The organism is Rhizobium sp. NXC14, from assembly GCF_002117485.1.
Taxonomy (GTDB): Bacteria; Pseudomonadota; Alphaproteobacteria; order Rhizobiales; family Rhizobiaceae; genus Rhizobium.
On record NZ_CP021033.1, the window covers coordinates 511,591 to 532,110 of the forward strand.

Annotated in this window: 22 protein-coding genes and 1 pseudogene; 12 read left to right on the plus strand and 11 right to left on the minus strand. The window is 61.9% G+C overall.

Annotated elements, in window-relative coordinates; translation table 11 throughout:
* Nucleotides 1-135: 135 nt before the first annotated feature.
* From NXC14_RS30420 to NXC14_RS30430, 3 genes are all read left to right on the plus strand, one after another.
* A complete protein-coding gene (locus tag NXC14_RS30420; RefSeq protein WP_085781724.1) occupies nucleotides 136-1,149 on the plus strand; it encodes an ABC transporter substrate-binding protein in 1,014 nt (337 codons plus the stop codon).
* A 96-nt stretch (nucleotides 1,150-1,245) separates the two neighbouring features.
* Complete coding sequence (locus NXC14_RS30425) at nucleotides 1,246-2,064, plus strand: ABC transporter ATP-binding protein (RefSeq protein WP_085781725.1); 819 nt, start codon at nucleotides 1,246-1,248, stop codon at nucleotides 2,062-2,064.
* An 11-nt stretch (nucleotides 2,065-2,075) separates the two neighbouring features.
* Nucleotides 2,076-2,957, plus strand: a complete 882-nt coding sequence (locus NXC14_RS30430) for an ABC transporter permease (protein ID WP_085781726.1) — start codon at nucleotides 2,076-2,078, stop codon at nucleotides 2,955-2,957.
* A gap of 76 nt (nucleotides 2,958-3,033) precedes the next feature.
* On the opposite strand, the gene NXC14_RS30435 is transcribed toward NXC14_RS30430, so the two are convergent.
* Both NXC14_RS30435 and NXC14_RS30440 read right to left on the minus strand, forming a co-directional pair.
* Nucleotides 3,034-4,431 (minus strand): sensor histidine kinase, encoded by a 1,398-nt coding sequence (locus NXC14_RS30435; protein WP_085781727.1) that lies wholly within the window; start codon nucleotides 4,429-4,431, stop codon nucleotides 3,034-3,036.
* On the minus strand, nucleotides 4,421-5,089 hold the full coding sequence (locus tag NXC14_RS30440; RefSeq protein WP_085781728.1) for a response regulator: 669 nt from the start codon (nucleotides 5,087-5,089) through the stop codon (nucleotides 4,421-4,423). The genes NXC14_RS30435 and NXC14_RS30440 overlap by 11 nt, the downstream gene beginning before the upstream one ends.
* 206 nt (nucleotides 5,090-5,295) lie before the next feature.
* Between NXC14_RS30440 and NXC14_RS30445 the strand changes: the two genes are divergently transcribed.
* Both NXC14_RS30445 and NXC14_RS30450 read left to right on the plus strand, forming a co-directional pair.
* The gene (locus NXC14_RS30445) at nucleotides 5,296-5,862 is read left to right on the plus strand and encodes an isochorismatase family protein (protein ID WP_085781729.1); all 567 of its coding nucleotides are present in this window, start codon (nucleotides 5,296-5,298) and stop codon (nucleotides 5,860-5,862) included.
* A complete protein-coding gene (locus NXC14_RS30450) occupies nucleotides 5,859-6,869 on the plus strand; it encodes a helix-turn-helix domain-containing protein (protein WP_085781730.1) in 1,011 nt (336 codons plus the stop codon). The genes NXC14_RS30445 and NXC14_RS30450 overlap by 4 nt, the downstream gene beginning before the upstream one ends.
* On the opposite strand, the pseudogene NXC14_RS30455 reads toward NXC14_RS30450, so the two are convergent.
* The 6 genes and pseudogenes from NXC14_RS30455 to NXC14_RS30485 form a co-directional block, all read right to left on the minus strand.
* Nucleotides 6,864-7,202: pseudogene (locus NXC14_RS30455) on the minus strand (carbohydrate-binding protein); the annotation flags it as partial. The gene NXC14_RS30450 and the pseudogene NXC14_RS30455 sit on opposite strands and share 6 nt — an antisense overlap.
* Before the next feature lie 156 nt (nucleotides 7,203-7,358).
* Entirely contained in the window at nucleotides 7,359-9,698 is a 2,340-nt protein-coding gene (locus NXC14_RS30465) for a PAS-domain containing protein (protein WP_085781731.1), read from the minus strand.
* Between the two features lie 219 nt (nucleotides 9,699-9,917).
* The gene (locus tag NXC14_RS30470) at nucleotides 9,918-10,337 is read right to left on the minus strand and encodes an HD domain-containing protein (RefSeq protein ID WP_085781732.1); all 420 of its coding nucleotides are present in this window, start codon (nucleotides 10,335-10,337) and stop codon (nucleotides 9,918-9,920) included.
* 5 nt (nucleotides 10,338-10,342) lie between these two features.
* On the minus strand, nucleotides 10,343-10,669 hold the full coding sequence (locus NXC14_RS30475; RefSeq protein WP_085781733.1) for a DUF2934 domain-containing protein: 327 nt from the start codon (nucleotides 10,667-10,669) through the stop codon (nucleotides 10,343-10,345).
* Nucleotides 10,670-10,750: 81 nt separating this feature from the next.
* Nucleotides 10,751-11,107 carry a hypothetical protein gene (locus NXC14_RS30480; RefSeq protein ID WP_085781734.1) on the minus strand — a complete coding sequence of 119 codons (357 nt, stop codon included), beginning with the start codon at nucleotides 11,105-11,107 and terminating at the stop codon, nucleotides 10,751-10,753.
* A 107-nt stretch (nucleotides 11,108-11,214) separates the two neighbouring features.
* Nucleotides 11,215-11,505: a hypothetical protein gene (locus NXC14_RS30485; protein WP_085781735.1), complete on the minus strand. Its 291-nt coding sequence runs from the start codon at nucleotides 11,503-11,505 to the stop codon at nucleotides 11,215-11,217.
* A gap of 348 nt (nucleotides 11,506-11,853) precedes the next feature.
* On the opposite strand from NXC14_RS30485, the gene groES reads away from it, so the two are divergent.
* The 3 genes from groES to NXC14_RS30500 all read left to right on the plus strand — a co-directional run bounded on the left by groES (nucleotide 11,854) and on the right by NXC14_RS30500 (nucleotide 14,277).
* Complete coding sequence (gene groES, locus NXC14_RS30490; protein ID WP_085781736.1) at nucleotides 11,854-12,168, plus strand: co-chaperone GroES; 315 nt, start codon at nucleotides 11,854-11,856, stop codon at nucleotides 12,166-12,168.
* Nucleotides 12,169-12,318: 150 nt separating this feature from the next.
* Entirely contained in the window at nucleotides 12,319-13,947 is a 1,629-nt protein-coding gene (gene groL / locus NXC14_RS30495) for a chaperonin GroEL (RefSeq protein ID WP_085781737.1), read from the plus strand.
* 57 nt (nucleotides 13,948-14,004) lie between these two features.
* The gene (locus NXC14_RS30500; RefSeq protein WP_085782065.1) at nucleotides 14,005-14,277 is read left to right on the plus strand and encodes a hypothetical protein; all 273 of its coding nucleotides are present in this window, start codon (nucleotides 14,005-14,007) and stop codon (nucleotides 14,275-14,277) included.
* Nucleotides 14,278-14,393: 116 nt separating this feature from the next.
* Here NXC14_RS30500 and NXC14_RS30505 read toward each other — a convergent pair whose 3' ends face one another.
* Nucleotides 14,394-15,524 carry an HPP family protein gene (locus tag NXC14_RS30505; protein ID WP_085781738.1) on the minus strand — a complete coding sequence of 377 codons (1,131 nt, stop codon included), beginning with the start codon at nucleotides 15,522-15,524 and terminating at the stop codon, nucleotides 14,394-14,396.
* Between the two features lie 56 nt (nucleotides 15,525-15,580).
* Nucleotides 15,581-16,486 carry a LysR substrate-binding domain-containing protein gene (locus tag NXC14_RS30510; protein WP_085781739.1) on the minus strand — a complete coding sequence of 302 codons (906 nt, stop codon included), beginning with the start codon at nucleotides 16,484-16,486 and terminating at the stop codon, nucleotides 15,581-15,583.
* 294 nt (nucleotides 16,487-16,780) lie between these two features.
* Between NXC14_RS30510 and NXC14_RS30515 the strand changes: the two genes are divergently transcribed.
* A complete protein-coding gene (locus NXC14_RS30515) occupies nucleotides 16,781-17,092 on the plus strand; it encodes a hypothetical protein (protein ID WP_085782066.1) in 312 nt (103 codons plus the stop codon).
* Between the two features lie 21 nt (nucleotides 17,093-17,113).
* Nucleotides 17,114-17,293: a hypothetical protein gene (locus NXC14_RS33785; RefSeq protein ID WP_245362259.1), complete on the plus strand. Its 180-nt coding sequence runs from the start codon at nucleotides 17,114-17,116 to the stop codon at nucleotides 17,291-17,293.
* Here the strand turns inward: NXC14_RS33785 and NXC14_RS30520 are convergent.
* On the minus strand, nucleotides 17,263-18,165 hold the full coding sequence (locus tag NXC14_RS30520) for a GNAT family N-acetyltransferase (RefSeq protein WP_085781740.1): 903 nt from the start codon (nucleotides 18,163-18,165) through the stop codon (nucleotides 17,263-17,265). The two genes, NXC14_RS33785 and NXC14_RS30520, sit on opposite strands and share 31 nt — an antisense overlap.
* A gap of 263 nt (nucleotides 18,166-18,428) precedes the next feature.
* Between NXC14_RS30520 and argE the strand changes: the two genes are divergently transcribed.
* Both argE and NXC14_RS30530 read left to right on the plus strand, forming a co-directional pair.
* Nucleotides 18,429-19,553, plus strand: coding sequence for an acetylornithine deacetylase (gene argE / locus NXC14_RS30525; protein ID WP_085781741.1), 1,125 nt, complete (start codon nucleotides 18,429-18,431; stop codon nucleotides 19,551-19,553).
* A gap of 23 nt (nucleotides 19,554-19,576) precedes the next feature.
* Nucleotides 19,577-20,500, plus strand: coding sequence for a glyoxylate/hydroxypyruvate reductase A (locus NXC14_RS30530; protein WP_085781742.1), 924 nt, complete (start codon nucleotides 19,577-19,579; stop codon nucleotides 20,498-20,500).
* Nucleotides 20,501-20,520: the final 20 nt, after the last annotated feature.

Genomic DNA, 20,520 nt, shown 5'->3' on the forward strand with positions numbered 1-20,520 from the left:
AATCGGCGTGATGTTTGGACTGCGGCTGAAAGCTAGTTGAAAGCTTCGACGTCTTAGGAAAGGGCTGCATCGTGGAGGAGACACGGTCAAGGTGACGAGACGACGATGCGTGCAAACCACCAGGAGGAGATATTAATGCGTTCTTCACGCAGCCTTTTTCACACCGTCGCTTTTTCCACGCTTCTTACTGCAGCATCATTCACGGCGAGCGCCGCCAGCGCGGCTGACAAGATCACCATCATGGTCGGCGGCTATGAAAAGCAGATCTATCTGCCCGCCAAGCTCGCCGAATCCCTCGGATACTTCAAGGATGAGGGTCTCGACGTCGAACTGCTGAACGAAGCAGCCGGCGTCGATGCCGAAAACCAGCTGTTGGCAGGCGCCGTCCAGGGTGTCGTCGGCTTCTATGACCACTGTGTTGACCTCCAGGCCAAGGGCAAGTTCGTCGAATCCATCGTCCAGTTCAGCCAGGCGCCGGGCGAGGTCGAGATGGTTTCGAACAAGCACCCCGAGATCAAGTCGCCGACCGACTTCAAGGGCAAAAGCCTCGGCGTCACCGGCCTCGGCTCCTCCACCAACTTCCTCACCCTCTTCATGGCCTCCAAGGCCGGCCTCAAGCCCGGCGACGTCGTTACCGTTCCGGTCGGCGCCGGCGGCACCTTCATCGCCGCCATGCAGCAGGATCAGATCCAGGCCGGCATGACGACGGAGCCGACGATCTCGCGCATGATCAAGACAGGCGAAGCGAGCGTTCTCGTCGACATGCGCACGGTCGAAGCGACCCGGAAGGCGCTCGGCGGCACCTATCCGGCGGCCTCGCTCTACATGGAAACGTCCTGGGTCGAGGAACATAAGGACGAGGCACAAAAACTCGCCAACGCCTTCGTCAAGACGCTGAAATACATCAATACGCATTCCGCCGCCGAGATCGCGGACAAGATGCCGAAGGATTTTTACGTCGGCGACAAGGACGGCTACGTCAAGGCTCTCCAAGAGGGCAAGGGCATGTTCACGCCCGACGGCGTGATGCCGGAAGACGGTCCGCAGACCGTGCTTGCCGTGCTCTCGGAGTTTTCCAAGAACGTCAAGGGCAAGCAGATCGACCTTTCCAAGACCTACACGACCGAGTTCGTCAAGAACGTCAAGTGAGGCCGCCGCGCCGCTTCCAGCTCCTGAGCGGAAGCGGCGTCCGTTCGATCACGGGCATCGCGTGCGCGCGCCCCTAAGCACGCCCCAGGTATCACCATGCAACAGGACAACAAACAGACCCCGGCGATCGAGCTGATCAATGTCAGCCGACGCTTCGTCTCTCCGACCGGCAAGTCGCTCACTGCGCTGCGCGATTTCAACATGACGGTCGCCCGGGGCGAATTCGTCGCCGTCGTCGGCCCGACCGGCTGCGGCAAGTCGACGACGCTCAATCTTGTGACGGGCCTCGCACGCCCGAGCGCCGGCGAAGTGCGGCTGATGGGTGGTCCGATTGCCGGCATCGACCCGCGTGTCGGCTTCACGTTTCAGACGGATGCGCTCTTCCCCTGGAAAAACGTGATCGAAAACGTCATGGCCGGCCCGCTGTTTCGCGGCAAGTCACGCGCCGAAGCGGAACAGAGCGCCCGCGACTGGCTGGCCCGCGTCGGCCTGTCGAAGTTTCTCCACCACTATCCCCATCAGCTTTCGGGCGGCATGCGCAAGCGCGTCTCGCTGGCACAGACCTTCATCAACGAACCTGAGATCCTGCTGATGGACGAGCCCTTTTCGGCGCTCGACGTGCAGACCCGCACGGTCATGCACGAAGAACTTCTGAAGCTCTGGGCGGAGCGCAAAGCCTCGGTGGTGTTCGTCACCCACGATCTCGAAGAGGCCGTGGCGCTTGCCGACAAGGTCTATGTGCTCACCGCCGGTCCCGCCACGGTCAAATCGGTCTACCCGATCGACCTTCCCCGCCCGCGCGTGGTGTCGGAGATCCGCTACGAGCCGAGCTTCATCGACTACTGCAAGACGATCTGGGAAGACCTGCGCGAAGAGGTCGAGACCAGCTACCGCCGCGCAAGCGAAGCGGCCTGACGGAGGATATCATGGCAAGCACGACTTTCGAGGCCGGTTCGGCCACCCTGTTTCGTCCGGGCACGTCAGATGCCGAGATCGAAGCCTCCGCGCTGAAGGCGATACGCCGGCGCAACACGCTCGTACGCTTCTGGCAGATCGCCATCCTGGTCTTCGTGATCGGCATGTGGGAGCTCTCCTCCAACATGCAATGGATCGATCCGTTTTTCTATTCGAGCCCGAGCGGCGTGCTTGAGCGTCTCTATGAATGGGCGACCGAAGGCACCACCGAAGGGTCGCTCTGGTATAATCTCTGGGTGACGATGGAGGAGGCGCTGATCGGCTTCTTCGCAGGCTCGATCACCGGCGTTTTCGTCGGCATCGGCCTCGGCCGCAACCGCTTTCTGTCCGACATTTTCTCCGTCTACATCAAGGCGATCAACTCGATCCCCCGCGTGGTGCTGGCCCCGATTTTCATCATGATCATGGGTCTCGGCCTACCGTCCAAGGTGGCGCTTGCGTTCATCATGGTGTTCTTCGTCGTCTTCGCCAACGCGTTCCAAGGCGTGCGCGAAGCCGACCGCAACATGATTGCGAATGCCCGCATCCTCGGCGCATCGGACTGGCAGGTGACGCGCACGGTTGTCATTCCCTCGGCGATGAGCTGGATCTTCGCCAGCCTGCACGTCTCCTTCGGCTTTGCGATCATCGGCGCAATCGTCGGCGAATTCGTCGGCGCCCGCTTCGGCATCGGCCAGTTGATCTCGATCGCAAAGGGCACCTTCGATGCCGCCGGCATGTTCGCGGCCATTCTCCTCGTCATGGTCGTCACCCTTGTTGCCGAATACATCATGACGCTGATCGAAAACCGCCTTGCGAAATGGCGTCCGCAGCAGCAGCTCGATACGCAGTAATCCGCCTCCTCCCAAGGCAGATCGAAGCGAAGGCCGGGCGCGATGCCCGGCCTTATTCATTTGATGTGTCGCCTGTTTAAAGCCGAAGCCGCACCGTCACGACGAGGCCGCCGCCTTCAGCAGCACCGAGCGAAACCGAACCTCCGGCGCCTTCGACGACCTCGCGCACGATCGAAAGGCCCAGACCGCTTCCTTCACTTTCCGTTCCCATGATCCGGTAGAACCGTTCGAAAACCTGCTCGCGCTCCTCTTGGGGAATACCCGGCCCGTTGTCTTCGACGGTGACGACGGCACTGCCGCCCGCCTGACCGACGGCGACGGTCACCCGTCCATCGGCTTTGCTATAGCGGATTGCGTTGTCGATGAGGTTGACCAGCATCTCGCGCAGCATCGTCCCGTCGCCTTCGACGATAACGGGGCGGTCCGCCTCCAAACCGAGATCGATGTTGCGCTTGAGCGCCTCTTCGGCATAGGTCTCCAGGATCTCCCGGGCAGCCTTGCTGAGATCGGTCGCATCGCTGCGCGGGCGGCGGCTGCCGGGCTCGGCCCGCGACAAGGTCAGAAGCTGGCTGGCCAGGCGCGAAATCTGCCGCGTGCTGGTGCGCAGGGCAGCAAGCGCCTCGTCGCGGCGGGCTGCATCGTCTTCGCGGGACGCGACACTCGCCTGCGTCGAAATCAGCGCGAGCGGCGTCCTCAACTGATGCGCCGCGTTCGATACGAAGCGCCGCTGTGCGGCCATCTGACTCTGGACGCGCTCCATATAATCGTTCAGTGCATGGACGAGCGGGCGTAGTTCGATCTGAACCATCTCCGGCGGCAGCGGATCGAGACGGTTGCGCCCTCGCTTTCGTACCGCGTCCCGCAGTCTGAGCGCCGGCGCAAGGCCGCGCTGGAGCCCTAGGATGGTCACCAGGCTTGCGAGAAAGACGAGCACGAACTGCTTCGAAAAATCCGAAAGCCACAACTGTCTTCGCATCGCATATTGGCTGTTATGCGTCACGGCGACGGTCACCGAGATCGTGCCGTCGTTGGGAAGACCGACGACCGGATGATCGAGCATCAGGACGCGCACATCGGCGCCGTGGAAGGCGCGATCCTCGCCGGCGCGCTGGACGGCCGGCAGCGGCAGATCGGGAAAGCCGCTCACCAGATTGCCCCAGGCGGTGATGACCTTGTAAAAGACACGGTCGCCGAAGCCGGTATCGAACATCTCGAGCGCGGCCGGCGGCACATCCACCTGAACATTGCCGCCCTCGTCGACGCGCACCGCCTCGGCGATGACGCGCGCCGAGGCGAGGAGCGTTCGATCCGTCACCAGCTTTGCCGTCGCGTCGGCCGACCAGAAGCTGTCGTAGAGATTGAAGGCGATGGCGCCGAAGAGCGTCAGCAGGACCCAACAGAGCAGTTGCACCCTCAGACTCTGGCTGAGCCGCACGATCGTTCCGCCGGCCTTTGTCACGACACTATTGGACATGTCTGAGGAGATAGCCGAGCCCGCGCAGCGTCGCGATCTGAACCGAACTGTTCTCGAGCTTCTTGCGCAGCCTGTGGACGTAGATTTCGATGGCGCTGGGATCGGCCTCGTCGTCGAAACCGAAGACGCTTTCGGAGAGGGCGGCTTTCGAGACCGTGGTGCCGAGCTTCATGACGAGCTGTTCGAGAACGGCATATTCCCGCGGCGTCAATTGCAGCGGTTCGTCGGCGACGAAGAACTGCCGCGTCCCGCCGGAAAAACGCAGGTTCCCGACGGTGATCTCGGAGGATGCCCGGTCCTGGCCGCGGCGCACCACGGCACGGATCCTCGCCTCGAGTTCAGCGATTTCGAACGGCTTGGCGAGATAGTCATCGGCGCCGCTGTCGAGCCCGGCCACACGGCCGTCCAGGCTCGCATTCGCAGTCAGGATGATGACCGGCAGCTTGCTGCCGGACTGTCTCAGCCGCTTCAAAAGCGTCAGCCCGTCAAGCTTGGGCAGCGAAAGGTCGAGGATCATCGCCGAATATTCCGCCACCTTGAGCAGATGCTGGGCGTCCTCGCCGTCATAGGCAAGGTCGATAGTGTACTGCGCCTGCCGCAGGGCTTTGCCCAGCCAGGCCGCCAGATCCTTGTTGTCCTCCACCACAAGCAGTCTCATCCAACCCCCTTAACACGTGCGGAGGGCTTGGCGGAAGCGTGCGCATGCAAGGCCGGCAGGCGTCGGATATCGCCTTCCCCTCCGGCGTCAATCTCATTCATGGCATCCATTGGCGCGAATTGTCCGCTATTTGTCCAGTGCGGGCATTTTCCTGTGGCTTGAGATTGCCGAATATGGCTTCATCATCAACATCCAAGGAGCAAGAAATGTCCGGCTATGATACCATTCTTCTCGTCATCGACGCCCAGGAGTCCTTCCGGCAGCGTGATTATTGGGATGAAAGCCTCGCACCCGCCTATATTGAACGCCAGCAGGCTCTGATCGACGGCGCAGAAGCCCGCGGAATACCCGTCATCCAGATCTTTCATGTCGATGGACGCGGGCCGTTTTCAGAAGGCTCGGGCTTCGTCAGAACGCTCGCCCCTCTCAGGATCGCTCCCGACGCCACCTTCAGGAAGAGCCGTCATAGTGCACTCGTCGGTTCCGGCCTCGACGTGTGGCTGACCGAGAATAGCGTTCGCCGCATCATCGTCTCCGGCATCCGCACCGAACAGTGCTGCGAGACCACGACCCGTCATGCCTCGGATCTCGGTTATCAAGTCGACTACGTCGGCGACGCGACCCTGACCTTCCCGATGACCGACGCATCGGGACGCACATGGAGCGCCGGGGAAATCCGGGGCCGCACGGAACTGGTCCTGTCGGGCCGTTTCGCCCGGATCGCCACCGTCGAACAGGCGCTGGCGGGGCGCGGAGAGCAACTCGCGGCATGACTGATACAGCGCAGCCCTTCGATATCCCGGTCTTCGCAGTCGTGCCGCCGCGCGTGCTGCTGCTCGACATCGCCGGTCCGATCGAAGTGCTGCGCAAGGCGAACCTCGAACAAAAGGCAGTCCGTTTCAGCGTCACCTACGTCGGTCCGTCGGCAACCGTTGGCAGCTCGATCGGCCTTGCGGTGACTGGTGTCGCCGCCTTGCCGGAGCGATTGCCCGATCGTGCGCTTGTGGTCATCGCCGGCAGCGCCGACGCGCCGATGGAAAACAATGGTCCCTGGGACGAAAAGGAGCGTGCCTCCCAGGCCGCGATCGTCGCCTGGCTGAAGCGGGCCATTCGCCCGGGCGTTCGGCTGGCCTCGATCTGCTCGGGCGCCTTGCTCGCCGCCGAGGCCGGAATGCTCGACGGCCGCGAATGCACCACCCATCACGGCTGCATGGAGGACTTGGCAAGGCTTGCGCCGACCGCGCGCATCCGGGACAATCGGCTCTACGTCGAGGATGGGGAGCGCCTCACGAGCGCCGGCATCACCGCCGGCATCGACCTCATGCTGCATATCGTTGCCGAAGCGGCGGGACATGCCTGTGCGCTTGCGGTGGCGCGCTATCTCGTCGTCTATCTCAGGCGCGGCGGCTCGGATCCGCAGCTTTCGCCCTGGCTCGAAGGCCGCAACCATATCCACCCGGCCATCCATCGTGTTCAGGATGCAGTCGCCGCCGATCCTTCCCGCGACTGGTCGGTAGCCTCGCTCGCGCGCCTCAGCGGCGCCAGCCCGCGAAACCTCTCACGGCTGTTCAACGAACATACCGGCATGAGTGTCACGGATTTCGTCAACCGCATGCGCGTAGCACTCGCCCGGGAGATGCTCGCCGGCTCAAGGCTGGATATGGAGGCCGTGGCAATGCGCGCCGGCTTCGGCTCGGCCCGGCAACTCCGTCGCGCCTGGAACCGCCTGCATGACAGCCCGCCGAGCGCGGCCCGGACGAAACCGGCCCCGGGCTCATAGAGAAAGAGGAAGGGGCGCGCGCCCGACCTCATCATCGATGCCGAAGGTTGCAGCGCCGGCCACCTCCGTTCCCCAGATTTCGATCTGCGTCAGCGCCGGAAAGGGCAAGATGTCCTCGGCCCTGATGAGGCCGTGTAGTTCAACCCATTCGACTATGCAAGGCTCGATGGAAAAGCCCTGCGCCGCGCCGGATTTGACGAGCGGGAAACGAGAGGTCTTGCCGCTCGAGAAGGTGACGCTCACCTCTTTCCACCAGGAATCATGCGGGAAGTCTGCGCGAAAGTAGAAGACAATTTCATCGACGCGGACCGGCTTGCCGAACTCCACCGTCAAACGATATCAATGCGCTGGTCGCCGAGATCAAGGCACAGCGCGCCGGCCGTCAGGTCACGACGCCGGAGGAGATCCGCGCTTGGCGCGATGAAGGCCAACGCTTCTGATGGCCTTTTTCAACGCCTCCGCCAGCGGGCCTGATTCCCGCCTCCTTGCCTAGCGGGCAGCAGCAACGCGCAGTTCATCCGACATCTCCGCGCCGATCGGAATCCGAAGTGTAAATGTCGTGCCGTTCCCACGACTGCTTGCCACTTCTATTGATCCGCCGTGAAGTTCGATGATCTGCTTGACGAGATTAAGGCCGATGCCAGTGCCGGCAATGCCGGTGGAACTTCTGGCGCGGAAATAACGCTGGAACATCTTCGGGAGGTCATCGGCGTCGATGCCGATGCCTTCGTCGCGGACAGTGATGCAAACGCTGTCCCCTTCCTGCCATCCGGTGACGTGGACGTTTGGAGAGTCCGGCGCATATTTCACGGCGTTCGAGAAGAGATTGCTGAAGACCTGGTCGAGCGCAGGATGATCCCCATAAATGGTCGAAGGAAGCCGATCGAGGTCGAGGAGAAAACGGTGGGTGCGCCGGATGCTCTCCTGGCGGGCGCCGCAGATTTCGATAATTTCCGCGATCGAGCACGGCTTGTGCACGATATTGATCCTTCCGTGGTCCAACCGCCCGGCAGCAAGGATACTTTCCATCAGTTCGAGCATGCGCGAAACCGAACCGCGGATCTGATCGGCTTTTTCGCAAAGAAACTCCGGCGTCGCTGCCTCTTTGCGCCGGATGAGCCGTTGCGCCGCGCCGTCGATCACCGCAAGCGGGGTGCGAATTTCATGCGACGCCATCGAGACGAATTGCCGCTGCAATTCGTTGATCTGCTTTTCCTGTTCGAGCATGCGTTCGAGCTCTTCTGTCTGCCGCGCCAGCTCGACCGTGCGGGAGCGCACCATCTCTTCAAGCGTGTCGCGGTGCTGCAGCAATGCCTTTTCGGCGCGCTTGGCCTCGGTGACGTCGACGACAGCCATCAGCGATGCCGCCTGACCCTTGTAGTTCAGGCAGGTGGAATAGACGGTAACCTCGATGGCCGTGCCATCTCCCTTGAGATGGCGGGAAGAGTGGGACGAGGCAGGATCCTCGACATCGAAAACGACGCCCTGCGGCGGGTTACTTTCCTGCGCCTCGATATCGGACAGCCGCATCGTCAGGAATCGCTCCAGACGATAGCCGTAGTGATCGATGGCAGCCTGGTTTACGTGGAGAAATCTCGACGTTTCATGATCGTAAACCCACATCGGCATCGGGTTGCCTTCGAACAGAAGCCTGAACGACGCCTCCTGCATTTTAAGGTCGGTAATATCGACACGTATGCCGACACTGCCGCCTTCTGAGATCTGGCGTTCTTCGATCCGTATCCAGCGGTTTCCGGGTAGGCGCTGCTCGTGTTTGCTGGTGGGCTTTGCATGATGGGCCAGCCTCTCCGCCAGCCATTCCTCCTCGCGCCCGACCGCTTCCGGATATTGGCCGCGTTCGAGACCAGCACGCAGGCGGTCTTCGAAGCGCATGCCTTTCACGAGCATATCGCCGCTTTCGGCGTAAAGCTGCTCATATCTCTGGTTCCACAGGACGAAGCGGTCTTCCTCGTCGAACAATACGAGGCCCTCGGGGACGACTTCGAAAGCCGCCAGAAGACGTGCATGCGCCGCCCGCGCCTCCTGCTCAGCGCGTTCTGCCTGGACATGCGCCTTCGCAAGAGCTTTTTCAGCCTGCCAAGCCTGCGTGATGTCCTCATGGGTCGATACCCAGCCGCCGTCCGACGTGCGCTGATGATAGCCGCGGATGATCTGGCCCGACTTGAGTTCCTTGATCCAGTCTCGGGGCGTATCGCCCCTGTTGGTCGCTTCGGCCCAGGCGAGATATTCCGAGGTCGAGGTGGCGGGAACGGCGCCGACCCCCTGTCTCAGCTTGAGTATGTCTTCGAGTGACTGTCCCGGATGGATGACGGAGGGATCAAGTCCGTAGACTTCGGCATAACGGTTGTTTGAAAGCAGCAGCCGGCCGGCCTCGTCGAACAGGCAGACGCCTTGTCCCATGCTGGCAAGCGCCGTATCGAGTTGCTCGTTGCGCCGCCGCAGGTCCGCCTGGACTGCGCCGAGCTCGATATGTCGGTTAATGCGGGCGACGAGCTCCGCGGCGGAGACAAGATTGGAAACGCAATCGACAGCACCGGCGGCAAGCGCTCCGATCCTGCCCTCCTCATCCTCCGGCGAGACCACGATGATGACCGGAATATCACACGTTATGGGGTTTGATTTGAGACGCCGGCAGTCTTCGAGACCGCGTCCCTCCGGCGACAGGGCGTCCAGCAGAATGAGCGCCGGCAGCGGTCTTTTGACGGCCAAATCGTGAAACTCAGCTCGATCGAGGTGAAGGCGCAGCACGATACCATGCCGCTCAAGGGCGTGACCGACGCCATGCAGGCCTGCCAACGTGCTATCCATTGCCAAGATTGTGTGCAATTCGCCGGACACGACCGTTCCCCCTTCGTCCACATGGACGCGACTATAAGTCGTACGGGTTAACACGCCCCTCACCCCAGGTCGGCGCCAGGGTGCGCCACGTTCTATGGTTGAAGAACGGTTGCGGGCGACGCGGAAAATACCAGGTGAAGCAAGACGACCCCGGCAGGACATTCCTTGAGATTTCGGCGTCGCCCAGACCTAGCGTTCGTTCCGGATGTCGTGCAGGAGATCCAGACCGCGCTGGTATTTTTCGGTTTTCTCGCCGGCTTGTTCGGCCTGTCGGAGATTGTCTTCAAGGTCGGCCTGTTTGACTGGCAGGGCCAGCGGATTCGATGCGGCGCGTCTGACGAATTCGTCATCAGTCTCCTCGGACCGCCGTGTCAAGGCATCCACCGCGGAGATGATCGCCGGCGGGAAGCCATCCTCCCTCAACCTGTCGAGCGTCCAGCCGCTGCCTTTCTCGGCGACGTCGTGAAGATAGGCGACCGTTCGCGCCTCCTCTCCCGACACGAGAAGCGCGACCCGCTGGCAATGCTCGAAGAATGGCCGGCCGGTCTTGTCCACCTGCCCTTCATGCGCCTCTATGGCGATTTGCATGGCATGGTCGAGATGCTGCATCGCGGTTACGGTCCTTCGGTCCTTCTGATTTTCCGCCGGGAAGGCTTCTCTCCCGTTGTTATCTCGATATCGGGTGTCGTCGCCCCGGCAACTTGAGCAAGGCCGGCTTGCGGCGGGTCGAGGTCACCGCTTTCCCCGGCTCCTTGAAGCAAGGCCGCATCATCTCTGTCGTCTTGATCAAGCAGGTCTTGCAGCGTCTCATGCTCGTCTTCGCCAGCCAGCTCGTCGCAGGCCTGCATCCAATGACGCAGGTCCGAACCTTCAGGGCGACCTTCGGCTTCCCAGATTTCATAGGCGCGCCGCCGTATCTGCTCGTGTTTGTCTATGGCCATGATCTTCTCCAGTTTCGACCTGACCTTGCAGCGTTCGTCTGGCTCCGGCGCTCCCGACGGCTCTCAGCGCAGCTTCGTCTTTCAAGGCGTGTTGATGGTGGGAAGAAAATCTTCCACTTGCTTGCGCTCATCCTTTGGGAGGGTCTCCACCCGCTCTTTCCAGAAGCTTTCGGCCGCCGGGGGATCCTCCTCCCATTGGCGAACAGTGGTGATGTTGTCATCAATTTTGGACCGGCGGCGCCCGCCGAGGCTGAGATACTCCTTCGCGAGTTTCAGGCTTGGTGTCTCAGTACCGCTATCGCGATCAACCGTCGAACGCGCGTTGCGTCGAGCGGCTTCCAATGCCGCCTGGCGATCGGCCTCGGCTTGCTGCGTGTCGAAGGAGCGCGCATCGTCGGTTCCGTTCTCGGGAGACATGTTGGTTGGGGAAGTGGTCATGGATCACCTTTCGATGCTGTGATCCAATAACCTCCGCCAGCGGCGAGAGTTCCGCATGCTGGCGATTGATTCGGGCGGGCGGTCGAGCCGAACCGTGCTGCCTGCAATCAGTGAACGGCCATGCTCACCATGCGATAAGGGTGCACGGCCTCGAACTGCGAGATCATGGCTGTTGCCTGAAGCAACACGCGCTCGGCATTCTCGGGATCGTCGCGAGCGAGTTCGTCGGCATTGACGCGGATTGCTTCGGCCATGTTGTTGGAGAGTACGGCAAAGTGCGTATTGCCTTCGACAAGCGCCTCGCGCGCCGTATCCTCCAGCGTGCGAGCGATATCGACGAAGATCTCCTCGCGTTCCTCGATAGTGAGGTCTTTGATTATACTGGTCTTCTCTTCCATGTCACTCACTCCTAAAGACGTGGGACGGTGATCGAGCTCTTCGAGCCTCGATCGCCTGAGAGCTAGGAACGCCGACATCCGGATTCAAGCCATGTACAGTTTGAACTCGCCTTCGAGCCGAGGGGACGAGATCGTCATTATGCCGAACGCAGCAGTGGGCCTTCTGTTCCCCGGGGAGAGCTGCTAGCAGTCGCCGGTAGAGAGTGCTAATTTTTCTCCTGCTCCTCTTGAAATCGAAAAACGCTCGAACCAGATCATTCGCGCAAGGCGCGACTTTGCACCCGGACCTCGTCAATCCGGTTCGGCCAGAGCCGACAACGTCGTCATTGTTTGTCTATGGAGGAAGACATGTCGTTCCGACCGCTTCATGACCGCATTCTCGTCCGCCGCGTCGATTCCGAAGAAAAGACCAAGGGCGGCATCATCATTCCCGACACCGCCAAGGAAAAGCCGCAGGAAGGCGAGGTCATCGCCGTCGGCCCCGGTGCGCGCAATGATGCCGGCCAGATCCAGGCGCTCGACGTCAAGGTCGGCGATCGCATCCTGTTCGGCAAATGGTCCGGCACGGAGATCAAGATCGACGGCGAGGACCTGCTGATCATGAAGGAAAGCGACGTGATGGGTATCATCGAAGCTCAGAGCGAGCGGAAAGAGGCCGCCTGAGTCCATCAAGTCGGAAATCAATGCTGAAGCGCGGTGCGATCTCTGAGATTCGCTCCTCGCGCTTTAGATCTTAATTTCTACGCATGTCGTCCTCGCAAAACCGCTGTACACTTGGCGACATGCGCAAGCTGCCGATGAAGGAGTGAGGACATGGCTGCTAAAGAAGTCAAATTCAGCGTCGAAGCCCGCGAAAAAATGTTGCGCGGAGTCGACATCCTGGCCAACGCCGTAAAGGTGACGCTCGGCCCGAAAGGCCGCAACGTCGTGATCGACAAGTCCTTCGGTGCGCCGCGCATCACCAAGGACGGCGTCTCGGTCGCCAAGGAAGTCGAGCTCGAAGACAAGTTCGAAAACATGGGCGCCCAGATGGTCCGCGAAGTCGCTTCGAAGACCAGCGACATCGCCGGCGACGGCACCACGACCGCGACGGTGCTCGCCCAGGCGATCGTCAAGGAGGGCGCCAAGGCCGTGACGTCGGGCATGAACCCGATGGACCTGAAGCGCGGCATCGATCTCGCCGTCAGCGCGATCGTCGAAGAACTGAAGGCCAACGCCCGCAAGATATCCAACAATGCCGAAATTGCCCAGGTCGGCACGATCTCCGCCAATGGTGACGCCGAAATCGGCCGCTTCCTGGCGGAGGCCGTGCAAAAGGTCGGCAATGACGGCGTCATCACCGTTGAAGAAGCCAAGACCGCCGAGACCGAACTCGAAGTCGTCGAAGGCATGCAGTTCGACCGGGGTTATCTCAGCCCCTACTTCGTGACCAATGCCGACAAGATGCGGGTCGAGTTCGAGGACCCCTATATTCTCATTCATGAGAAGAAGCTGTCGAACCTGCAGTCGATGCTGCCGATCCTCGAAGCTGTCGTTCAGTCGGGCAAGCCGCTCCTCATCATCGCTGAAGACGTCGAAGGCGAAGCCCTTGCGACCCTCGTCGTCAATAAGCTGCGCGGCGGCCTGAAGATCGCCGCCGTCAAGGCGCCCGGCTTCGGCGACCGCCGCAAGGCCATGCTGGAAGACATCGCCATCCTGACCGCGGGCACCGTCATCTCCGAAGATCTCGGCATCAAGCTCGAGAATGTGACGCTCAACATGCTCGGCCGGGCAAAAAAGATCACGGTCGAGAAGGAAAACACGACCATCATCGACGGCGTCGGTTCGAAGGAGGAAATTTCAGGCCGCATTGCCCAGTTGAAGGCCCAGATCGAAGAAACCACCTCCGACTACGACCGCGAGAAACTGCAGGAACGCCTCGCCAAGCTCGCCGGCGGTGTTGCCGTCATCCGCGTCGGCGGCTCGACAGAGGTCGAGGTGAAGGAGAAGAAGGATCGCGTCGACGATGCGCTGCATGCCACCCGCGCAGCGGTCGAGGAGGGCATCCTGCCGGGCGGCGGCGTGGCGCTGCTGCGCGCGGTCAAGGCGCTCGGCAATATCAAGACTGCCAATGACGACCAGCGCGTGGGTGTCGACATCGTCCGTCGTGCGCTCGAGGCCCCGGCTCGACAGATTGCCGAAAACGCCGGCGCCGAAGGCTCTATCATCGTCGGCAAGCTGCGCGAGAAGAGCGACTTCTCCTATGGCTGGAATGCTCAGACCGGCGAATTCGGCGATCTCTACGCGCAGGGCGTCATCGATCCGGCAAAGGTCGTTCGCACCGCGCTGCAGGATGCATCCTCCATCGCCGGCCTGCTGGTGACGACGGAAGCGATGATCGCCGAGAAGCCGAAGAAGGATGCTCCTCCGGCAATGCCGCCCGGCGCCGGTATGGACTTTTAAGTCAGGGTCTCAGGCTCGCCCGGACACGCCGGGCGGGCCTTTTCCGAGAGAATGAAGATGGTTCAAACGATCCTAAGCCGATCGCAGGTGCCGTTGGACTCCCGCGATCTCGAAACCTGCCAACGCGTCTTCGACAAGCTCAGCGCCGATTACGCAGTGGCAAGAGACAGCGACGAAGCCGAACGAATGGCGAGCATCATCATCGAGCTCTACCGACAGGGCGTGCGCGATCCCAATCATCTGCAGTCGATGGTTCAGGCGGCCCGCGGCCTGTTTGAGACAAACGGACGCCCGACCACGCCGGTGACTGCGCCGGCACGCAATCGATGACGAGCGCATCCCGCATCCGCTTCAGCTCATAGCCGAGATCATATCGGAAGGGCTGACGCCGAAGGCACTTCGGCGGCCGTGACGGGCCGGCAGCAATCCGAGCCGCTCCGCACGTTTCACGCCACAGCCGCGATCGTGTCGCCGTCGTTCGGCAGCAGCCGTGCAACGGCGCTCAAAAGGTCGGTCTGCGATATCAGGCCGAGGATCCGGTGGTCGTCGTCGACGACGATGACGGCATGGGTGCGCCCGTCCGTCAGAACCGGCAGCAGCGACAGGGCGAGATCCGAAGCTCTTGCCACCGCCGGCTTGGAGATCGCGTGGGCAATCGTATCGCCGCCCCCAAACAATTCGCGCAATCCGACAGTGCCGATCAGACGGCCTTCCCGATCGTTCACCGGCAGGGTGCGGATATTATGCTTCAAAAGAAGATGTCGCGCGGCGTCCGGCTCGGACGTCTCGCCGATGGCGATCACATCACGCGACATGATCTCGGCGCAGCTGATCTTGTCGTTCGATCGGATGGCCGCCTGCAGCTCGACCTGCTGCAGCAGTCTGCCGAGGTCCGCACGATCGATATCGAATGTTTCATCGAGCGCTTCGAGGGCGGCATCGACATCCTCCTCGCGAAAGCCCACCCGCGCGGCGGATGGCGGATCGATCGTCTGGTGGGTGTTCTCCGCCGGCTTCGGCACGACATGTGGATAGTTCCGCCTTGAAAGCTTGTGGAACAGCAGCCCGAGCCCGACGAGAATGCAGGAGTTCAAAGCGACGGGCACGAAGGGAAAGAGGAACCCCCACCCGGCAACGACGGGGCCGCCGAGCACGGCGGTCAGTGCCGCAGCCCCTCCCGGCGGATGCAGGCATCGCGTGAACGACATTGCGCCGATGGCCAGCGAAACGCCGACGCCCGTCGCGATGATCGGATCACGAATGAAATATGCCGCAATAATCCCCATCAGGGCGGAAATTGTATTGCCGCCGACGATCGCCCATGGCTGCGCCAACGGGCTTGCCGGCACCGCGAAAAGCAACACCGCCGACGCCCCCATCGGTGCGACGATCAGCGGAAGATGCGGCCCCTGACCGAACAGATAACCGCTGATGACGCCAGTGAGACCGATGCCCAGCAAGGCCCCGAAACAGGCGATCAATCGTTCTCTTAGCGTCGCGCCGGCCAGAATGGGCGAAAACAATCGAAAGCGGCGAAAACGGCTCGGCCCTACCTTCGGTGAAACGGGAAATTGCATGCGAAGACCAATTGGGAGCGAGGGATTATCTGGAGGTGGAGGACGAGACGCCGGAGCTAGTTTGCCGCTAGCCTGACATCTCTGCCTTTGGTTGCGCCAAGCACTTCATGAAAGGCACTGAAGGCGCTAGGGCAATCGTCTTTGCGGTAAACCAGCAGGGTCTCGACCGGCCCGAGCTGATGGGTTTGAACGGCAGTCGGCCAGTGCATGAGATCGAGAACGGACCTTGGCATCACACCCGCGGCATTGCCGGTCGCAACACTCGCCAGGATCGCATGATAGGAACCGTGCTCGATCGTCGGCAGGCCGCTCGATTTGCGCGCCCAATCTTCGGCAATCCGGCGATAGGTGCAGCCGGGTTCCAAAGCCGCGATCGACCCGACACGCAGGTCGGCCGCGGATTTGATGGCGGGATGCCCGGATGGCAGCACGATCAATAGATCTTCGATGAAGACCGTCTCCATCTCCAGCGCTTCGAGTTCGGCATCGAAATCCAGATCCTCCTCCCGCATCGCCTTCGGTGGGCGGGCAATAAGCGCGCAATCCAGCGCATCGGCCAGAACATCGCGGGCGAGATCGCGAGACGCGCCCATCGTCAGATGCAGCGACACGTCGGGCCACATCTGGTTGAATTGCGTCAACGCCGCCGGCAGCCGGCTTGCCGCCGTGCTCTCCATCGTGCCAACCCGCAATGTTCCCGATGGGGCAAGAGGCCGCATGGCCTGGCGCGCTTCGAGCGACAGCGCCATCAGGCGATTCGCATAGGCGAGAAAGGTTTCGCCCTCCCGCGTCAGCGTCATCTTCTTCCCGTCACGGCTGAACAGGCAAGCGCCAAGGTCCTCCTCCAATTGCTGGATGCGCGTCGTCACATTCGACGGCACCCGCCCGACGGCCTTTGCAGCCTTCGTAACGCTGCGATCGCTGGCAACGGCGAGGAATATCTCGATTGACGAAAGGTCCAATAAAAATCTCTTTTCCGGAATTAAAGCGAGTCATCGTTCTCTATATAAAAATCATCACCCGAGCTCAAGCGGGTTTAGACACAGGCGCAAAAACCGGAATCGCTCCCGGGCGCGACCTTCTCATGATGTCCGCGCCATCGGCAGGCCGGACAGCCAAGTGATTGCCGAAAAAAAGACCGAGACGCCACCGAAATAGCCACGCAAACCCTGGATCGTCCCCGCTACAGGACATTTTGCGGCTGGCATGGAGATTGCGTCTCTATGCAGATCTGTAGAACGACCGGCGCCGACCATATGCTGCACCTTGTTTTGACCTGCCTTCTTCTAAGCGTCGCTTCAGGCCTGAGCATGCGGCGTTTTCTTCTGCCGTATTTTCCCGGCGGCGACCTCGCTGAAAAATCCGCTCCCGTCACGATCGTCGCAAGCGCGGTCTTTCTGGCGGCAGTCGCCTTTACCATCTCCGACCAAAATCTCTGGGCCAAATCCGTCGTGCTGATGCTCTGCCTTTTGCTGGCGGCAATGTTCGACGACGCCCGCCCGAGTCTGACCATTGCGCTTTCTGCCATTAGCCTGGCGGCCTACCTCGGGCTGCGCTCGATCGGCTGAGCATCTGCTTGGCATCCTGTCCTGCCGATCGATGACACGGTGTTCTGGCTCGAGACCGTATACCGGCGGGAAACGGCGCAAGGCCTTTGGCAATATCGTTCCTTCCGACCCGACGCGAAAGTATCTAGGCTTCGGCCGCCATGCCCATTTCTCCCGGCGCCTAATTTCCGTCAGCCGAGCGCCTGGCTGACCAGCGCATAGGTTTTCGGCCGATGCCCCACATGACCTGCCGGAATTGGAAGCCAAGGGTCGCCCAGCGACATGGTTGTCACGAAGTCAAAGACAGCAAGGCCACAGCGGGAGAGAAAATCGGCAAATATTCCGGCTTTCTCGCGCGTATCGAGGCGCAGGAATGACCCCGCATGTTCGAGCGCATGCGGATGAACGACGGCAATTGCGTCTGCGTCACTGACCGCCACCACCGGGCCGACGACATGGCCGCGCCCGAACCTTCGGCAAAGCGAGAAGGCCTCGACCTGGCCGGCGCGAACCAATACGACGCCCTTGGAATGTGCCATGAGCCGTGTCAGAAGCAGCGTGCGGTCCGTGCCGAAGGCAACGCGATCCAGTTCCGCGATCGCCTCCAGATCTTCAGCTTCTACGGGCCGTATCGCGGCACCGGCCGGCAGTTCCAAATTCTGCGGCACTGTCGCTTCGCCCTGGCATTGAAACACGGGCGCCTCACCGACAAAATCCAAGGCCAGATAAAGGCGTCGCGCCGCCCGCGTCGCGTTCAGCCCAAGATTTCTTCCCGCAACCTGGTCGAGCGCATGGCCCATCAGCCACTGCCCGGCGCCATTGGCCTGCAGGCGCGGCGAGGTGATCACCATACCGATCGTGGCGAACCGGCCATCATAGGGAAACCACATCGCAGAGCCCAGGATGCGACCGATTTCATCGATGGCCGCAATACCTTGCCCGAATTCGCGCAGGAATTGCCAGTCTTCACGGCGGTGTGGCCAGGCGACGGACATGGAAAGCGCATGCAGTTTGTCGAGATCGACGCTGTCGATCCCGGTTATGCGCGTCTCGAAACTATCGACCAACCTGGATTCGGATGTCAGTGCACTCACTCCCGCCCTCCTGCGGTGTTGTCCGGCCACCCCATAGGGAAAGCTGCGCCCGGAAGTTCCTTCGTCGAGATTAGGACGGATCGCGCGATACAATTCACTGGCGAAGCCCGTGCAAACACAACAATCGTCCAAATCCGGTGCAGTTTCGGCAAATAAAGCCTGGCCGGGTCCCTACAGTCATTGACCAGACCCCGACCGCCGGCTGCGCCGTTGCCCGCGAGTGGGCCGGTGCAATTTCTATATCCCGCGAGGCGAGGACGCTCATGCAGGCAGTTGAAATCCTCGAAAGGTTGGTCGGCTTTCCCTCGGTCGTCGGCACGCCGAACGGCGAGATCGTTGGGTGGATCAGGCATTACCTGCAAAGCCACGGTATTGTCGCCACGGAGATTGCCGGTCCCGAGGGCGACCGGTCGGACCTCTTCGTAACGATCGGCCCAAGGGAGACGCCGGGCTACATCCTCTCCGGCCATATGGACGTCGTTCCCGCCGTGGAAGGCGGGTGGAGCAGCGATCCGTTCCGTCTCCGCGCCGAAGCGGACCGCCTCTACGGTCGCGGAACCACCGACATGAAGGGCTTTCTCGCCGTCGTGCTTGCCGCCGTCCCCGCACTCGCGGCGGCGCGCCTCCGCCGGCCCATCCACCTCGCTTTTTCCTACGATGAGGAGGCAGGCTGCCGCGGCGTTCCGCACATGATCGCGCGCCTGCCTGAGCTCTGTGCACATCCGCTCGGCGCGATCATTGGCGAACCGAGCGGCATGCGGGCGATCCGCGCACACAAGGGCAAGGCCGCCGCTCGGCTGACTGTCAGGGGCCGCTCCGGCCACTCCTCCCGCCCGGACCAGGGACTAAATGCCATTCACGCCATGACCGAGGTCTTGGCTTGCGCCAGCGCCGTAGCCGAGCGGCTGACGCAGGGTCCGTTCGATCCTGTGTTCGAACCGCCCTATTCCTCGCTTCAGGTCGGCACATTGAAGGGCGGCCAGGCGGTCAACATCATTCCCGATAGCTGCGAAGCCGAGTTCGAGGCCAGGGCTATTTCTGGAATCGACCCGGCCACGCTGCTGGCGCCGCTGCGAGCAACGGCCGACGCGCTGACGCAACGCGGCTTTCAGTCGGAATGGCGCGAACTCAGCGCCTATCCGGCGCTGTCGCTTGCAGCCGATGCGCCGCTTGCTCACTTGCTTGGCGAACTCACAGGTATCGAGCCGCTCGCCGCCGTCAGCTACGGCACCGAAGCCGGCCTTTTCCAGCGCGCCGGCATGGATGCGATCATCTGCGGCCCGGGCGATATCGCCCGTGCTCACCGACCGGACGAATTCATCCTAGCGAGCGAGCTCCTGGCCTGCCAGGGCATGATCGAGGCACTCGCCCGACGTTGCACCGCCTGACGTCAGATCAAGGAGCCGTTGCGATGACCTTTCTCTTCAATTCCGATGCGAAGCGCGGCGCGATATTCGCCGACGCCTTCGCGCGCGAGCTGCCCGACATGGCCTTCGCCATGGATCCGGCTTCGGTCGAACCGGAGGCTGTGCGCTACCTGATCACCTGGACCGTGCCGGATGATCTCGCCCGTTACCGCAACCTCGAAATCCTGTTTTCGATCGGCGCCGGCATTGACCAGTTCCGCATCGACGCCGTGCCTGCTCGGGTCAAAGTGGTGCGCATGGTCGAGGACGGCATCGTCAGAATGATGCAGGAATATGTGACGCTCGCCGTCCTCGCGCTCCATCGCGATCTGCCGGCCTATCTCGACCAGCAGCGCCGCGGGATCTGGCAACCGATCGCAGCCGTTCAGGCGGCGGAACGCCGCATCGGCGTGCTCGGGCTCGGCATGCTTGGAAGCGCGGTGCTTGAGAGTTTGCGCCCCTTCGGCTTTCCGCTGTCCGGCTGGAGCCGCACTCCCCGCGAGATCGACAGCGTTCGATGCCTCAGTGGCGGCGAGGGACTGGAGACCCTGCTTGCTACCACCGACATTCTCGTCTGCATGCTGCCGCTGACCGGGGAGACGCGCGGCTTGCTGGATGCCGAGCTTTTCGCCAGGCTTCCGATCGGGGCCGCACTCGTTCATGTCGGTCGCGGCGCCCAGCTCGATCACCAGGCGCTCGTCGCAGCCCTTGACGCCGGACATCTCTCCGGCGCCGTCGTCGATGTTACCGATCCGGAGCCGCTGCCATCCGGCCACGCCTTCTGGAGCCATCCCAAGATTTTACTGACGCCGCATATTGCCAGCGTCACCCAAGCCGAAACCGCTGCGGCCGCCGTGATCGGCAACATCAAACGGCACCGGGCGGGCCTCGACCCGATCGGGCTGATCGATCGCAGCCGCGGCTACTGATCATCTCACCAACCATCCAC

Coding starts and splice junctions, on each gene's coding strand:
- NXC14_RS30420 (WP_085781724.1), top strand. CDS start 136: ATGCGTTCTTCACGCAGCCTTTTTCACACCGTCGCTTTTTCCACGCTT.
- NXC14_RS30425 (WP_085781725.1), top strand. CDS start 1,246: ATGCAACAGGACAACAAACAGACCCCGGCGATCGAGCTGATCAATGTC.
- NXC14_RS30430 (WP_085781726.1), top strand. CDS start 2,076: ATGGCAAGCACGACTTTCGAGGCCGGTTCGGCCACCCTGTTTCGTCCG.
- NXC14_RS30435 (WP_085781727.1), bottom strand. CDS start 4,431: ATGTCCAATAGTGTCGTGACAAAGGCCGGCGGAACGATCGTGCGGCTC.
- NXC14_RS30440 (WP_085781728.1), bottom strand. CDS start 5,089: ATGAGACTGCTTGTGGTGGAGGACAACAAGGATCTGGCGGCCTGGCTG.
- NXC14_RS30445 (WP_085781729.1), top strand. CDS start 5,296: ATGTCCGGCTATGATACCATTCTTCTCGTCATCGACGCCCAGGAGTCC.
- NXC14_RS30450 (WP_085781730.1), top strand. CDS start 5,859: ATGACTGATACAGCGCAGCCCTTCGATATCCCGGTCTTCGCAGTCGTG.
- NXC14_RS30465 (WP_085781731.1), bottom strand. CDS start 9,698: ATGGATAGCACGTTGGCAGGCCTGCATGGCGTCGGTCACGCCCTTGAG.
- NXC14_RS30470 (WP_085781732.1), bottom strand. CDS start 10,337: ATGCAGCATCTCGACCATGCCATGCAAATCGCCATAGAGGCGCATGAA.
- NXC14_RS30475 (WP_085781733.1), bottom strand. CDS start 10,669: ATGGCCATAGACAAACACGAGCAGATACGGCGGCGCGCCTATGAAATC.
- NXC14_RS30480 (WP_085781734.1), bottom strand. CDS start 11,107: ATGACCACTTCCCCAACCAACATGTCTCCCGAGAACGGAACCGACGAT.
- NXC14_RS30485 (WP_085781735.1), bottom strand. CDS start 11,505: ATGGAAGAGAAGACCAGTATAATCAAAGACCTCACTATCGAGGAACGC.
- groES (WP_085781736.1), top strand. CDS start 11,854: ATGTCGTTCCGACCGCTTCATGACCGCATTCTCGTCCGCCGCGTCGAT.
- groL (WP_085781737.1), top strand. CDS start 12,319: ATGGCTGCTAAAGAAGTCAAATTCAGCGTCGAAGCCCGCGAAAAAATG.
- NXC14_RS30500 (WP_085782065.1), top strand. CDS start 14,005: ATGGTTCAAACGATCCTAAGCCGATCGCAGGTGCCGTTGGACTCCCGC.
- NXC14_RS30505 (WP_085781738.1), bottom strand. CDS start 15,524: ATGCAATTTCCCGTTTCACCGAAGGTAGGGCCGAGCCGTTTTCGCCGC.
- NXC14_RS30515 (WP_085782066.1), top strand. CDS start 16,781: ATGCTGCACCTTGTTTTGACCTGCCTTCTTCTAAGCGTCGCTTCAGGC.
- argE (WP_085781741.1), top strand. CDS start 18,429: ATGCAGGCAGTTGAAATCCTCGAAAGGTTGGTCGGCTTTCCCTCGGTC.
- NXC14_RS30530 (WP_085781742.1), top strand. CDS start 19,577: ATGACCTTTCTCTTCAATTCCGATGCGAAGCGCGGCGCGATATTCGCC.